Here is a 14,012-nt window from a genome sequence, read left to right on the forward strand (position 1 = left end):
GACTTAACATAATCCCCTGACGGAAACATACGATGAAACCGGCGATTCTGGTGGTTGATGACGATACGGCAGTCTGCGAACTGCTTCAGGACGTGCTGAGCGAGCACGTCTTTAGCGTGCTTGTCTGCCATAACGGCCAGGATGCGCTGCGGCAGGTACAACAGGAGCCGAATATCGCGCTTGTGCTGCTGGATATGATGCTGCCGGATATCAACGGCCTGCAGGTTCTGCTGCAGCTGCAAAAGCAGCGACCGGCGCTACCGGTTGTGATGTTAACCGGGCTGGGCAGTGAGTCAGACGTGGTGGTGGGGCTGGAGATGGGGGCCGACGATTATATTGGCAAACCGTTTAACCCACGCGTGGTGGTTGCCCGCGTTAAAGCGGTATTGCGCCGTACCGGTGTGCTGGCTGCGGAAATCCCTGCAGCGCCCGTAGCGGGCATTGCTTTTAACGGATGGACGCTCGATACCACCCGCTGTGAGCTGAGCGATCCGCAGCGGAATACCGTGCCCTTAACCCAGGGTGAGTACGGCTTGCTGCTGGCGCTCACGCAAAATGCCCGCCGGGTGCTGAGCCGTGACCGGCTGCTTGAGCTGACCCACAGCGAAAGCGCCGACGTGTTCGACCGCACTATTGACGTGTTGATCATGCGCCTGCGCCGGAAAATCGAGGCTAACCCGCATCAGCCTGCGCTCATCAAAACCATCCGTGGGTTGGGTTATGTGTTTGCCACCGATGTTTCCCATAGCGAGAAAGCGGCCTAAGTATTCTCTTTGATAAAGCGCTGTAGCTCGTCGAGCGTTTTCGCGCCGTCAATCGCGTTGGCGGCCAGCAGGCTTGCCCGCGCGCAGGCGTGCGCCAGATAAATACTCTCCGTGAGCGGCAGCGATTCATGGCAACCGTATAAAAAGCCCGCGCAAAACGCATCGCCCGCGCCGACGCTGCCAATAATCTCGTCCTGCTCCAGCAGCCATGAAGGGATCCAGCGACCTTTTTCACCCGGCGCTTCACCCCATGCGCCTTCGGGGCAGTGGATCACCACCCGCTGGCAAACACCGGCCGCCAGCAGCTGCGAGGAGGCGTCGGCGATATGGGCCATGTTCAGCGCGTCGCTGTCGTCGCGCATCTCCAGCCCGCTAAACTCGCCGGCTTCCAGTTCGTTAATCACCAGATAATCCAGATGGCGCAGGGCAGGGAGCACCAGCGGCTGATAGCGCGGGTCGCCCTTACGGGAAACCAGATCGAGCGAGGTTTCGTACCCAAGATCGCGCATCTGCGCCAGCAGCCGCGCGCTGCGGGTGCCAAATTCGTCATCGGGCATATCCAGGCTGTCGAGCAGCAGCAGGTAGCCGAGATGGAAGATCTTCATCGATCCGTCTAAGCGATCAAAGGCGGGAAGATCCAGCAGGCGGTTGGCGCCCGGCGAGTGGAAGAAGGTGCGCTGTCCGCTGGGATCGGTCATCACCTGCGACATGGAGGTTGGTGCAAAGGTGGTGCGCTGTACGCGCTGGCGGTTGACGTGGTACTGGTCGAGCATCGCCAGAATGTAATCCCCGTCGCCGTCTTCGCCAATCAGCCCCACCGCCTGAAGCGGCAGGCCAACGTGCATTTTCGCCAGCGTCAGCAGCACGTTGAGCGGCGCCCCGCCGGTTGAGCGTTCGCTGTGGGTGATTTCAGCCAGCCAGCCGCGCTCCGGCCACTGCACGATCTGGTGGACGTGATCCACCAGCATGTTGCCTGCGGCGATGATGCCTTTTCGTTCCATCATGCTTGCCCCGCGCTACCGAAGATGCGCATCTGTTCGGCGACCGTATCCGTAATCGCCTCTTCTATCCCCAGCAGCAGCTCGGCAAACTCATCATACAGCGGCTGGCGCTTCGCCATGCGTTGTTCCACGGCGGCGAGTGCGGCCTGCGACATGCCGGTATAGAAGTTGATTTTATGAATGCCCAGCTCGATGGCGCGGCGGAAGTCGTCATCGCTAATCCCGGAGCCGCCGTGTAAAACCAGCGGTAGCCCTGTCTGCTGGCGAATGGCGTCCAGACGTGGGAAATCGAGTTTCGGCTCGCCCTTGTATTTGCCGTGCGCGTTGCCGATAGCAACCGCCAGCGCATCAATACCGGTTGAATCGACAAATTCGCGCGCCAGCTGCGGGTCGGTAAAGAACGCTTCATCCGCATGCCCGTAAAGCGCGCCGCCTTCATCACCACCGACCGCGCCCAGTTCCGCCTCCACCGACACGCCCACCGCGTGGCACATCTTCACCACCTCCCGCGTCTGGCGAATGTTTTCCTCATAGCTCAGCGTAGAGCCGTCGAACATCACCGAGCTGAACCCTAAGCGCAGGGCGCGAACCACCGCCTCGAAATGCAGGCCGTGGTCGAGATTGAGCACCACGGGAATATCGTGACGGGCGGCTTCGAACTTAACCGCTTCGACAAGCGAATCCAGAGACACGTACTTAAAATGCACTTCGGCGATGTTGATGATAAACGGCGAGCGTTCCTGCTTCGCGGCGGCGAACAGCGCGCGCAGGAAGTGGGAGTCGAGCACGTTAAACGCGCCCAGCGCATAGCGATGCGCCCTGGCGTGCTCCAGACCGTCGGCAAGAGAAATCAATGGCATCATTCACCCCTTATATCCGAAACAGGTTGTACTCGTTGCACAGCACCAGCAGCGCCGGTTCGTCTTCTTCGATGTGGTTATAGCGGGCAACGGGCTGCAAAAAGTGGTTGTCGTGCTCGTCGTCGTTTACCGATGATACCTCCCCAACCAGCACGTCACCGAAGCCGCGTTCGCCCCAGAAACTGTGGTAAAGACCGGGTGTGAGACAGATGCTTTCCCCTGGCGTGAGGCGCAGCTGGCTGCCGGGCGCGTGGGTCTGACGGCAGCCGTCGAGGGTGACCGTCACGTCGGTGTTTTCGGTCTCTTCATGCGCCCTGGCATTCCATAACTCAATAATCAGGTTCCCGCCGCCCCGGTTGATGATGTCTTCTCGTTTACGCCAGTGAAAATGCATCGGCGTGACCTGGCCGTCGCGCACGTGCATAATTTTTTCGGCATAGCCTTTTTCATACGGCATGCCGTTCGGTGAGCCGTTGCGCAGGGTAAACAGCGTCAGCCCCTCGGCGGCAAAGTTGTTGCCGCCGAACGCCGTCACGTCCCAGCCGAGCTTGAGGTCGAACACTTCCTGCCATGCGGCCTGGTCAAGCTGCTGCCATTTTGTGGGCGGAAAGCTGGCAAATGGCGGGAGATGCACGTCGTGCATGGAAAAGAACTGCCGCGTGTGGCCGAGAATTTCATTGATGTCGGAGCGTTTCATGGGGACTCCTTGAATTTTTGCAAAACCTTACCCCTCACCCTAACCCTCTCCCCAAAGGGGAGAGGGAACTTGAACACCCTCTCCCCTTTGGGGAGAGGGCTGGGGTGAGGGGCTTACTTAACCGTCCAACCCTTATACGTACCGACGTTCTTTTTATCGATCATCGTCACCGGGATCAGCACAGGCGCTTTCGGCGCAGGTTTGCCCTGAAGAATGTCATAGCCGATCTCCACCGCTTTTGCCGCCATCACCTGCGGATCTTGCGCCGGGGTTGCGACAAACAGGGAGTTTTCCCGCTTCAGCGCTTCCTCACCGTCCGGGGAACCATCCACGCCGACAATAAAGAACTCATTGCGCTGAGCCTGCTTCGCGGCCAGATCGGCACCGATCGCGGTCGGATCGTTAATCGCAAACACGCCGTCGATCTTCGGATTGGCCGCCAGCAGGGAGGTCATGACTTCCAGACCGCCTTCACGACTGCCCTTGGCGTTTTGGTTATCCGAGAGCACCTTGATATCCGGATGTTTTTTGAATTCCGTCTGACAACCTTCCACGCGGTTTTGCACCGCAGAGACCGGTGGTCCGTTGATGATCACCACGTTGCCTTTGCCTTTCAGGCGGTCGGTAATGTACTTACAGGCCATTTCGCCTGCCTGAGTGTTATCGGAGGTGATGGTCGCATCAGCCCCTTCCGCCGCCACGTCAACCGCAACGACCACGATCCCGGCGTCCTTCGCGCGTTTTACCGCCGGGCCGATCCCTTTGGAATCCGCGGCATTGAGGATGATCATGTCTACTTTCGCGGCAATAAAGTTGTCGATCTGCGCCACCTGTTGGCCCAGATCGTAACCGCTGGAGACCAGCGTCACCTTGACGTTATCGCCCGCCAGCTTGCGCGCTTCCAGCTCGGCACCTTTGGTGATCTGCACGAAGAACGGGTTAGCCAGGTCGCCCACCGTCACGCCGATGGACTTCAGATCTTTTGCCTGCGCAAACGGTGTTGCGGCCAGCAGCGCGCCAGCACAGAGCGCGGTCACTAAGGGTTTCAAACGCATATTGTTTTCCTCGAAGCTGTAGGGTTTTGTTGTTATGCACTTTGATGGTGTCGGGTACGGTATTTGTCGATCAGCACCGCTATGATGATCACCGCCCCTTTGATCACCAGTTGCCAGAAGTAGGAGACGCCCATCAGCGTCATGCCGTTATTGAGGGTGGCGATGATCAGCGCCCCCACCAGCGTGCCGGTGATCGTGCCGATCCCGCCGACGAAGCTGGTGCCACCGAGGATCACCGCTGCTATCGCATCCAGCTCGTAACCCATGCCGAGGTTACCGTTGGCGCTGTAGAGGCGTGAGGCGCTCATCACGCCGCCTAAGCCCGAGAGCAGGCCGCTCATACCGTACACGAACAGCAGCACCAGCCAGACCTTGATGCCCGTTAAGCGCGCCGCCTGCATATTGCCGCCGACCGCGTAAATGTGAACGCCAAGCGTAGTGCGGCGCAGGATGAACCAGCAGATAGCAATGACCGCCAGGGCAATGACCACCAGCCACGGAATGGGGCCAAGGTAGTTATTGCCGATCCACTCAAAGCTGATGTTCGAGTTGATCACCGTCGTACCGTCCGCCAGCAGGTAGGCCGCGCCGCGCAGGGCCGTATAGGTGCCAAGCGTGACGATAAACGGCGGCAGCCCGGCAAAGGCCACCAGCGCGCCGTTGAACAGCCCCAGCACCATGCCGAGCATCAGCGCCGCCGGAATGGAGAGCATGGCGAACTCCGGGATAAGCGACACCACCATCGCCGCCACCGCCGTGGTGCCCAGTATTGAGCCGACGGAGAGGTCAATCCCGCCGGTTAAAATGATGAAGGTCATCCCCGCCGCCAGCACGATGTTGATCGACGCCTGACGGGTAATATTGAGCAGGTTACTTTCGGTAAAGAAGTTAGGCGCGATAAAGCCAAAAACCGCCACAATCAGGATTAATATCGGCAAAATGCCGACCGTTTGCATCAGATCGCTCATCAGCATTTTTTTTGCGGAGGCGGATTTTGCCACCTGCTGCGGATGGGTTGGAGTTGTCATGATTGCACCGCCTGATGATGAGTGTCGTTCACGCCGGTTGCCAGCGTCATAATGTTTTCCTGAGAGATGTCGCGCCCGTGAAGTTCACCCGCAATACTGCCTTCCCGCATCACGTAGACCCGGTCACTCATGCCTACCACTTCCGGCAGCTCGCTGGAGATCATCAGAATTGCGACTCCTTTGCGGGCCATCTGGTTCATGATGCGGTAGATCTCGCTTTTCGCGCCGACGTCCACGCCGCGCGTGGGTTCGTCCAGAATCAGAATGCGCGGGCCGATTGCCACCCAGCGGGAGATCAGCAGTTTTTGCTGATTGCCGCCGGACAGCCCGCCTGCGCGCACCTGAGAATGCGGTACGCGGATGTTAAGTAGGGCAATGGCGTCATCGGAAATGGCCTGCGCTTTTTTGCGGTTTAACATGCCGAAGGTGGCGTCGCGCTCCAGCGTCGCCATGGTGATGTTCTCCTGCGCCGCCAGCTCCAGAAACAGCCCCTGCTCCTTGCGGTTTTCGGTGAGAAAACCGATGCCGTTTTCGATGGCCGCGCGCGGGGAGTGGATCACCACCGGCTCGCCGTCTACCTCAATCATGCCGCCGGTGGCTTTACGCACGCCGAAGATGAGCTGCGCCAGCTCGGAGCGTCCGGCCCCGACCAGGCCTGCCAGCCCGACGATTTCGCCGGAACGTACCTGCAGACTGCACGGCTGTACTTTTTTACCGTCGGTGAGGTGGTGGACGTTGAGACGCGGGCTGCCGAGGGGAATATCACGCTCTTTGTTGAACAGGTCGCTTAACGGGCGGCCCACCATCATGCGCACCAGCTCAGAAGCATTCAGCTTGTCGCGCGTCAGGCTGCCGACGTACTGCCCGTCACGCAGAACGCTGACGCGGTCAGAGAGTTCATACACCTCCGCCATGCGGTGGCTGATGTAGATGATCGCCATCCCTTCATCGCGCAGGCGCAAAATCAGTTCAAACAGGCGATGCGTTTCCCGCGAGGAGAGGGCGGCGGTGGGTTCATCCATCACCAGAATGCGGCTGTTGCGGTGCAGCGCGCGGGCAATTTCCACCTGCTGCTGCTCGGCGATGGTCAGCTTCATCACCATGTCGGTGGCAGTGAACTGTGCGCCGAGGCGCTCAATCACCGCCTGCGCCTGGGCCGCCATCTCTTTGCGCTGCACCATCCCGCCGCGCGACAGCTCGCTGCCAAGAAAGATATTTTCGGCAACGGTTAGATTAGGCGCGAGCTGCATCTCCTGATAAATCAGGGTAATGCCTGCGGCCAGCGCATCTTTCGGCCCTTTAATGTGAAACGGCTGACCGTCGATCAGGATCTCACCGCTGGTGGCGGTATAGGCTCCCGCGAGGATTTTCATCAACGTGCTTTTTCCCGCGCCGTTTTCACCCATCAGCGCGTGGATCTCTCCAGGAAAGACCGTCAAATCCACACCCTTGAGCGCGTGGAAACTGCCAAACGTTTTGGCAATGCTGCGCATCTCTAATACCGGGGTTCTGCTCATGGCGGATCTCCTGCGAATGCCGATATCTGCACTTCATCACAGGTGCGTAAATGCAAAATGTCAGAAGCCGTTCATATTTGTCATAGTTATGAATAGCTAATGTGGATCACAGTTACGGAGCTAACATGTCCTCACACCGCCCCCCTTTTTTCGCCAGCGCCCGCGGACGCCTGCTGATTTTTAATCTGCTGGTGGTCGCCGTGACGCTGATGGTGAGCGGCGTGGCGGTACTCGGCTTTCGTCATGCCAGCCAGATCCAGGAGCAGGTGCAGCAGCAAACGCTGGATGACATGACCGGTAGCATGAACCTGGCCCGTGATACCGCAAACGTAGCAACGGCGGCGGTGCGGCTTTCGCAGGTAGTCGGGGCGCTGGAGTACAAAGGTGAAGCCGAGCGGTTGAAGCAGACCCAAATGGCATTGCGGCACTCGCTGGAACAGCTTGCCGAGGCACCGCTGGCGCTGCAGGAGCCGGCGCTGGTGGCTCGAATCATTCAGAGAAGTAATGAGTTGCAGCAGAGTGTGAACGGGATGCTGGAGCGCGGACAGCGACGTCATCTGGAGCGGAACGCACTCCTTAGCGCGCTCTACCAGAGCCAGAGCTACCTGCGCCATTTGCAGGATATTAACCGTCGTTACGACAGCAACGTGCCGGATGCGCAGCAGCTTCTGGAAATGGACAGGCTGATCGCCGCCGCCATTGATACCCCTTCGCCGCGCGCGACGGTTCATCAACTGGACGCCGTGACGGCAACGCTGCCCCGGAGCGCCATACAGCCGGTCGTGAACGCGGTCCTGCCCGATTTCAACGACGAGCTGCAAAAGCTTGCTCCGCTGTCGAAACAGCTGGAAGAGAGCGACCTGTCGATCAGCTGGTATATGTTCCACATCAAGGCGCTGGTGGCGATCCTCAACAGTGACATCAATCAGTACGTCGAGCAGGTGGCGCAGGCCTCCCGGCTTCGCACTGCCCAGAGTCATCACGAGCTGCAATCCATCAGCGTGTTTATCAGTATTTTCGCCGTGCTGGCGCTGATCATCACCGGGTGCGCCTGCTGGTATATCTACCGTAACCTGGGTTCTAACCTGACGGCCATATCCCGGGCGATGTCGCGCCTGGCCCACGGGGAGCAGGATGTTTCAGTGCCTGCGCTACAGCGGCGCGATGAGCTGGGTGAACTGGCGCGCGCGTTTAACGTTTTTGCCCGCAATACCGCCTCGCTTGAGCACACCACGCGCCTGCTGAAGGAAAAAACCACGCAGATGGAGATCGACCGCGTTGAGCGTCAGGGGCTTGAAGAGGCACTGCTGCACAGCCAGAAGATGAAGGCCGTCGGGCAACTGACCGGCGGGCTGGCGCATGATTTTAACAACCTGCTGGCGGTGATCATCGGCAGCCTTGAACTCACCGACCCCGAGTCAAAAGACGCGCCGCGCATTACCCGGGCGCTGAAGGCGGCCGAACGCGGCGCACTGCTGACCCAGCGCCTGCTGGCGTTTTCCCGCAAGCAATCCCTGACGCCGCATGGGGTAGAGATGCTGCCGCTGCTGGAGAACCTCCGGGAACTGATGCGCCACTCCCTGCCTGCCACTCTCACGCTCGAGATTGAAGCACAATCCCCGGCGTGGCCCGCGTGGATTGACGTTAGCCAGCTGGAAAACGCCATCATCAACCTGGTGATGAACGCGCGTGATGCGATGGAAGGGCAAAGCGGCGTAATTAAAATTCGGACCTGGAATCAGCGTGTCACCCGCAGCGACGGGCGCAGGCAGGATATGGTGGCGCTGGAGGTCATTGACCGCGGCAGCGGCATGTCGCAGGAGGTAAAATCCCGGGTCTTTGAACCGTTCTTCACCACCAAACAGACCGGAAGCGGGAGCGGGTTAGGCCTGTCGATGGTGTACGGCTTTGTGCGCCAGTCCGGCGGTCGCGTGGAGATTGAAAGCGCGCCGGGGCAGGGAACGACCGTTCGGCTTCATCTCCCGCGCTCGGTGCTGCCTGCCGCTGCTGCTGATGAAGCGCTGTCAGCCACCGCCTCTGTCGATAACGAGCGGCTGGTCCTGGTGCTGGAAGATGAGGCGGATGTCCGTCAGACCCTGTGTGAGCAGCTGCATCAGCTTGGTTACCTGACGCTGGAAGCGGATAACGGTGAACAGGCTTTGAACATGCTGGAGGCATCACCGGATATTGGCATGTTTATCAGCGACCTGATGTTGCCCGGCAGCCTCAGCGGAGCCGAGGTGATTAACCATGTGCGTAATCATTATCCGCAGCTTCCGGTGTTGCTGATCAGTGGGCAGGATTTACGTCCGGCGCATAACCCGCAATTGCCGGACGTTCAGTTACTGCGTAAGCCGTTTACGCGGGTGCAGCTGGCGCAGGCGCTGCGGAAAGTCTGTTTATAAGCGGCGCTATTTAGGAATTCATCAAGAGCGTGACTAAACCGGATGATGCTAATCTGCGCAAAATTTGGCAGATTGGGATATAAAGGGAACTATGCCGGTACTTACAAGAGGGGACTCACAAATGATCGTGATGCCTACAACTTACAGCCCAAAGACCGTAGCAAGGTCATTCAAGCTCGTTGATGAATTCGTGCTCTCCGGGCGAGTGTTACATGTCATTTTTGATAGCCAGACGCCAAGGGCTGCGATTATTGGAGCGGATGTCGAAACCTTCGATGGTGTGCCTCGGCATCGGGTTGTTGCTGCCCTGGATTTACAACGTAAAACGCATTTGGGTGAAGATGTCATTGCTGTCGAGCGCTGTTGGGAAGATGCCAACGTTATTCAGGTAGAAGGTATATGCGTTGATCCCGCCGAGCGTGACAAGGGACTGGCAACTCGCCTGTATGAAGCCCTGGTATTACAGTGTGGCGTGACGCTTGTCAGTTACTTTGAACAATATGATGGTAGCAAGGTTATCTATGACGGAGGTTGTATACTCGAAGATCGTATCTGGAGCCATTCGCCGGATCAAAATGTTATGGCATTGTACTGGTTGCAGAAAACAAACAGCGTGCGAATCAACTAATGGAAGATCCAGGACACACCTGAATTTGAGATTCCTCCGCTACCCCCGTTCCCTGCCGTTCATTATCGTAAAGCCAGTTCACCTGCGAGTCTGGCCTTATGAAACGTTACTCAACTGCTTTGTTATTCGGTCTGCTGTCACTCACCAGCCAACTGGCTCATGCCGATATTGTTGATGATGCTATTGGCAACATTCAGCAGGCGATCAACGATGCTTATAATCCCAGCAGCAGTCGCAGCAGCGATGACAATGACGATCGTTATGACCGCAACCGACAGACCGACAGTCGCCAGTACGACGATCGTCGTCGGCAGCTGGAAGACCGGCGCCGCCGTTTAGACGAGCGTCAGCGTCAGTTGGATGACGATCGCCGTCGGTTAGAAGAGGATGAGCGCAGGTTAGAAGACGATTACGACCGAGGTTAAGTGCGGCCTGTTGCCCTCACCCCAACCCTCTCCCACGGGAGAGGGAGAAAACCTAATCCAGCACCAAAACCATCCCGTCATAGCCCGCTTCTATGCCCTGCGGTAGCGGGTTATTCATCATCCACACGTCAAACTGATGGCTGATGTGCGTCAGGATCACCTGCGGGCAGCCAATCACCTCATTTAGCGCAATCACGGTGTTCAGGTCGCAATGGTTTCGCGGCGTCTCTTCGCGCGGCCCATGGCTGCAGTCGATAATTAACGCCTGCGGCTGGTTGTTGAGCAGGAATTTCACCGTTTTTTCCGGCAACCCGACGGTGTCGGAAAGCCATGCTACACGGCTGTGGGCGGACTCCAGCAGATACCCGAACGTGAGTTTTGAATGGTTAAGCGGTAGCGGAGTGACCCGTAGTCCCTGGAGCTCAAACATCACAAACGGCTCTACCGTGTGGCTGAAATCCAGAATCCCCGGATGTTTAAACAGGTCGTCGCATCCCGCGTCGTCCGGCGGACCGTAAACCGGAATGGTCGCGCCAACACCCCAGCGCAGGGGGAATAACCCCTGGACGTGATCCATATGGTAATGGGTCAGCAAAAACTGCTGGAAGCTGCCCGCGGGCCAATCGTCCATCAGGTGCGGAATGCCCGCGTCCAGCAGCGTCACCGCATCGTTGAATTTGACCACCGCGCTACAGGGGCGACGGCGATAGTTGTCCTGCAGGCGCGCCCGGCGACACGCCGCACAGTCGCAGCCAAAGACCGGCACCAACTGGGCACCACCCGTTCCCGTCAACGTGATTGTCAGACTCATAACGCACCTCTACAGCGGTTTGGTGAATCGGAAATGGCTCTGCGTATATCCTTCACGAACGTAAAAACGGTGCGCGTCAGTGCGCTTCACGCTGGTGGAAAGTTCGGTCAGCTCCGCACCGGCCTGTCGTGCCACCTCTTCCGCCCAGGCCAGCAGCTGACTTCCCACCTTTAACCCACGCGCCTGCGGCATCACGACCAGCTCCTGGATCTCGCCGATCCAGCGCGCGTGATGGAGGTGAAACTGCATGTGCAGACCGATCATGCCGATGACCTGTCCCTCTATCTCCGCAAGCTGGTAGCGCATGTTGTGATCCTGCAAATTGGCAAGATAGCCCGCGTGAAACGCCTGGCGATCGAACTCTGCCTGCTTAAGCTCGCAGATCAGGGCGTAAACACTCTGCGCATCGTCGGCGGTGGCGGGGCGAAGCTGGCAGTCAGGCATGCTGTTTCTCCTTGTGACGAATAAGCGATAAAAAAGTATCGACTGACTGTAGCAAACTTCCGTCGTTATTGAGGATGTGGCAGTCTGACGGGGTATAGCGGGCCGCACGCTCAAGCCGCTGATCGATCTCACGGGCCGATTCACGCCCCCGACTCTGCAGCCGGCTGCGCAAGACGTCCGGCGAAACCTGCAGACAGACCGGCAGCAGGGCCGCCCCATAGCGGGCCCGCGCTTGTGGCAGATGCGCACGTGAGCCGTTAACCAGCACGTCGAAGCCCGCATGCAGCCACAGATCGGTCTCAATGCCGATCCCATAGTAATAACCGTTGGCATGCCAGCTGAGCGCCAGCAGGTTTTGCCCGGCACGGATGAAAAACTCCTGCTCGCTCAGGGCGATATGGTTTTCACTCCCTGCATTGGCCGCGCGGGTAATATAGCGATGCGCCACCAGCAATTGCGGATGTTCCCGCTGCCGCAAGGTAGACAGCAGGCTGTCCTTACCGGAGCCGGAGGGCCCCATTAACCAGATGAGCCTTCCCATCAGAACACCCTTTTACCCTGACGCCAGACGTGGTCGATATGGATGTGCTCCCCCTTGCGGTGGGCCAGCACCAGATCCGCGCGTTTACCCTCGGCGATTTCCCCGCGATCCTGAAGATTGAGCGCCGAGGCTGGGTTTTTCGTCACCAGGCGAATCGCCTGCGGCAGCGTAAAGCTGTTGCCCTCGTCGTCGGCCACCCGGAACGCCGCATCCAGCAGGCTGGCGGGGTAGTAGTCGGACGAGAGAATATCCAGCAGGCCAAGCGCGGCAAGCTTGCTGGCCGCGACGTTACCGGAGTGCGATCCGCCACGCACGATGTTCGGTGCCCCCATCAGCACGTTCATGCCGTGCTTGCGGGAGGCTTCAGCCGCTTCAAACGTGGTGGGAAATTCGGCGATCACGCTGCCAAGCTGGTGGGATTCGAGCACGTGATCGTGTGTGGCGTCGTCATGGCTGGCCAGCGCGATATTGCGGTCACGACACATCGCGGCAATCCTGAGACGGTTAGGCTGCGACCATTGTGCCGCAAGCTGAAGCTGCTCTTCTTCGTAACGGGCCATTTCTGCATCGTTGAGAGAATATTTGCCCTGATAGTATTCGCGATATTTCTCAATATTGGCGAACTGGCGCTGCCCCGGCGAGTGGTCCATCAGGGAGACCAGCGAGACCGGTTCGCGACCAACCAGCTTTTCAAACAGCGGCAGGGTGGTGTGATGCGGCAGTTCGCAGCGCAGATGCAGGCGGTGCTCGGCGCGGTTGAGGCCGCGCTTTTGCGTCTCTTCCACGGCGTTAATCATCTTTTCGAGATTTTCCAGGCGATCGCCGCCGTCGCGTACGTCGCCAATGGCCACCGCGTCCAGCACCGTGGTGATGCCGCTGGCGACCATCAGCGCGTCATGGCTACTCATTGCCGAATGGGCGGGCCAGTCCACCTTCGGACGCGGGGTGAAGAATTTGTCCAGATTATCGGTATGCAGCTCAATCAGCCCCGGCAGTAGCCAGCCGCCTTCACCGTCCATCGCTTCAGGGGAGCGGCTCGGGGTTTCGGCAAAGGCGCGGATGACGCCGTCCTGGATTTCTATCGAGCCATCAACGACTTCATTTTCCAGCACCAGCTTGACGTTATTGATAATCATGTGTGGGTCCCCATCGGGTGCAATCTGTCCGCCACGCGGGAGCGAACGGCGTCGTCGTGGAAGATCCCGACGATCGCCGCCCCGCGCGCTTTAGCCTGTTCGATCAGCTCCACCACGGCCGCGCTGTTTTTGTTGTCCAGCGAGGCGGTAGGTTCATCCAGAAGTAAAATCGGGTAGTCGACAATAAAGCCGCGGGCGATATTGACGCGCTGCTGCTCGCCGCCGGAAAAGGTCGACGGGGCAAGGTGCCACAGGCGCTCCGGCACGTTGAGGCGCGTCAGCAGGCTGGTGGCTTTGGCGGCGCAGGTTTCGCGCGGCACGCCGAGATCCAGCAGCGGCTGCATCACCACGTCCAGGGAGGAGATCCGTGGGATCACCCGCAGAAACTGGCTTACCCAGCCGATCGTCGTGCGGCGCACTTCCAGCACTTTACGCGCGGGGGCCTGCACCAGATCGACCCACTCATCATTGTGGCGAATGTGAATATGGCCTTCGTCCGGCAGGTAGTTAGCGTACAGGGAGCGCAGCAGGGTGGATTTACCGCTGCCGGAATGGCCGTGCAGCACCACGCATTCGCCGTTGCTGACCTCTAACGAGGCATTTTGCAGTACCGGCAGGCGCACGCCGTTTTGCTGGTGGAGCACAAAGGTCTTACTTACGTTTTGTACGTGGATCATGTTGGCCTCGTGGCGTTTTCTTG

Annotated in this window: 14 protein-coding genes and 1 pseudogene; 4 read left to right on the forward strand and 11 right to left on the reverse strand. The window is 58.9% G+C overall.

The features are described from left to right. Positions 1-32: 32 nt before the first annotated feature. Positions 33-764, forward strand: a complete 732-nt coding sequence (locus FU672_RS18030) for a response regulator (protein ID WP_148244268.1) — start codon at positions 33-35, stop codon at positions 762-764. Here FU672_RS18030 and FU672_RS18035 read toward each other — a convergent pair. From FU672_RS18035 to FU672_RS18060, 6 genes are all read right to left on the reverse strand, one after another. Next, positions 761-1,768, reverse strand: a complete 1,008-nt coding sequence (locus FU672_RS18035; protein WP_148244269.1) for a carbohydrate kinase family protein — start codon at positions 1,766-1,768, stop codon at positions 761-763. The genes FU672_RS18030 and FU672_RS18035 overlap by 4 nt on opposite strands. Beyond that, complete coding sequence (locus tag FU672_RS18040) at positions 1,765-2,625, reverse strand: ketose 1,6-bisphosphate aldolase (protein ID WP_148244293.1); 861 nt, start codon at positions 2,623-2,625, stop codon at positions 1,765-1,767. The genes FU672_RS18035 and FU672_RS18040 overlap by 4 nt, the downstream gene beginning before the upstream one ends. Before the next feature lie 10 nt (positions 2,626-2,635). Further along, a complete protein-coding gene (locus FU672_RS18045) occupies positions 2,636-3,322 on the reverse strand; it encodes a D-lyxose/D-mannose isomerase (RefSeq protein ID WP_148244270.1) in 687 nt (228 codons plus the stop codon). A 113-nt stretch (positions 3,323-3,435) separates the two neighbouring features. Further along, a complete protein-coding gene (locus tag FU672_RS18050) occupies positions 3,436-4,377 on the reverse strand; it encodes an ABC transporter substrate-binding protein (protein ID WP_021242935.1) in 942 nt (313 codons plus the stop codon). A 32-nt stretch (positions 4,378-4,409) separates the two neighbouring features. Further along, positions 4,410-5,405, reverse strand: a complete 996-nt coding sequence (locus FU672_RS18055; RefSeq protein ID WP_042719147.1) for an ABC transporter permease subunit — start codon at positions 5,403-5,405, stop codon at positions 4,410-4,412. Beyond that, positions 5,402-6,922 (reverse strand): sugar ABC transporter ATP-binding protein, encoded by a 1,521-nt coding sequence (locus tag FU672_RS18060; protein WP_148244271.1) that lies wholly within the window; start codon positions 6,920-6,922, stop codon positions 5,402-5,404. The genes FU672_RS18055 and FU672_RS18060 overlap by 4 nt, the downstream gene beginning before the upstream one ends. A 125-nt stretch (positions 6,923-7,047) precedes the next feature. On the opposite strand from FU672_RS18060, the gene FU672_RS18065 reads away from it, so the two are divergent. The 3 genes and pseudogenes from FU672_RS18065 to yjdP all read left to right on the forward strand — a co-directional run bounded on the left by FU672_RS18065 (position 7,048) and on the right by yjdP (position 10,380). After that, a complete protein-coding gene (locus FU672_RS18065; protein WP_148244272.1) occupies positions 7,048-9,327 on the forward strand; it encodes a hybrid sensor histidine kinase/response regulator in 2,280 nt (759 codons plus the stop codon). Positions 9,328-9,448: 121 nt separating this feature from the next. Then, positions 9,449-9,978, forward strand: a pseudogene (locus FU672_RS18070) (GNAT family N-acetyltransferase). Between the two features lie 75 nt (positions 9,979-10,053). Further along, positions 10,054-10,380 carry a DDRRRQL repeat protein YjdP gene (gene yjdP / locus FU672_RS18075; RefSeq protein WP_148244273.1) on the forward strand — a complete coding sequence of 109 codons (327 nt, stop codon included), beginning with the start codon at positions 10,054-10,056 and terminating at the stop codon, positions 10,378-10,380. Between the two features lie 52 nt (positions 10,381-10,432). Here the strand turns inward: yjdP and phnP are convergent, their stop codons facing one another. Genes phnP through phnL form a run of 5 tightly spaced genes read right to left on the reverse strand, consistent with a single transcriptional unit; the run spans position 10,433 to position 13,989 of the window. Next, entirely contained in the window at positions 10,433-11,191 is a 759-nt protein-coding gene (phnP, locus tag FU672_RS18080; RefSeq protein ID WP_148244274.1) for a phosphonate metabolism protein PhnP, read from the reverse strand. A 9-nt stretch (positions 11,192-11,200) separates the two neighbouring features. Beyond that, on the reverse strand, positions 11,201-11,635 hold the full coding sequence (gene phnO / locus FU672_RS18085) for an aminoalkylphosphonate N-acetyltransferase (RefSeq protein ID WP_148244275.1): 435 nt from the start codon (positions 11,633-11,635) through the stop codon (positions 11,201-11,203). Beyond that, positions 11,628-12,179, reverse strand: coding sequence for a ribose 1,5-bisphosphokinase (phnN, locus tag FU672_RS18090; protein WP_148244276.1), 552 nt, complete (start codon positions 12,177-12,179; stop codon positions 11,628-11,630). Before phnN ends, phnO begins: the two co-directional genes overlap by 8 nt. Continuing rightward, positions 12,176-13,312, reverse strand: a complete 1,137-nt coding sequence (phnM, locus tag FU672_RS18095; protein WP_148244277.1) for an alpha-D-ribose 1-methylphosphonate 5-triphosphate diphosphatase — start codon at positions 13,310-13,312, stop codon at positions 12,176-12,178. The genes phnN and phnM overlap by 4 nt, the downstream gene beginning before the upstream one ends. Continuing rightward, complete coding sequence (phnL, locus tag FU672_RS18100; protein ID WP_148244278.1) at positions 13,309-13,989, reverse strand: phosphonate C-P lyase system protein PhnL; 681 nt, start codon at positions 13,987-13,989, stop codon at positions 13,309-13,311. Before phnL ends, phnM begins: the two co-directional genes overlap by 4 nt. Positions 13,990-14,012: the final 23 nt, after the last annotated feature.

The sequence above is a fragment of the Enterobacter asburiae genome, from assembly GCF_008080435.1.
In the GTDB taxonomy this organism is placed as follows: domain Bacteria; phylum Pseudomonadota; class Gammaproteobacteria; order Enterobacterales; family Enterobacteriaceae; genus Enterobacter; species Enterobacter asburiae_C.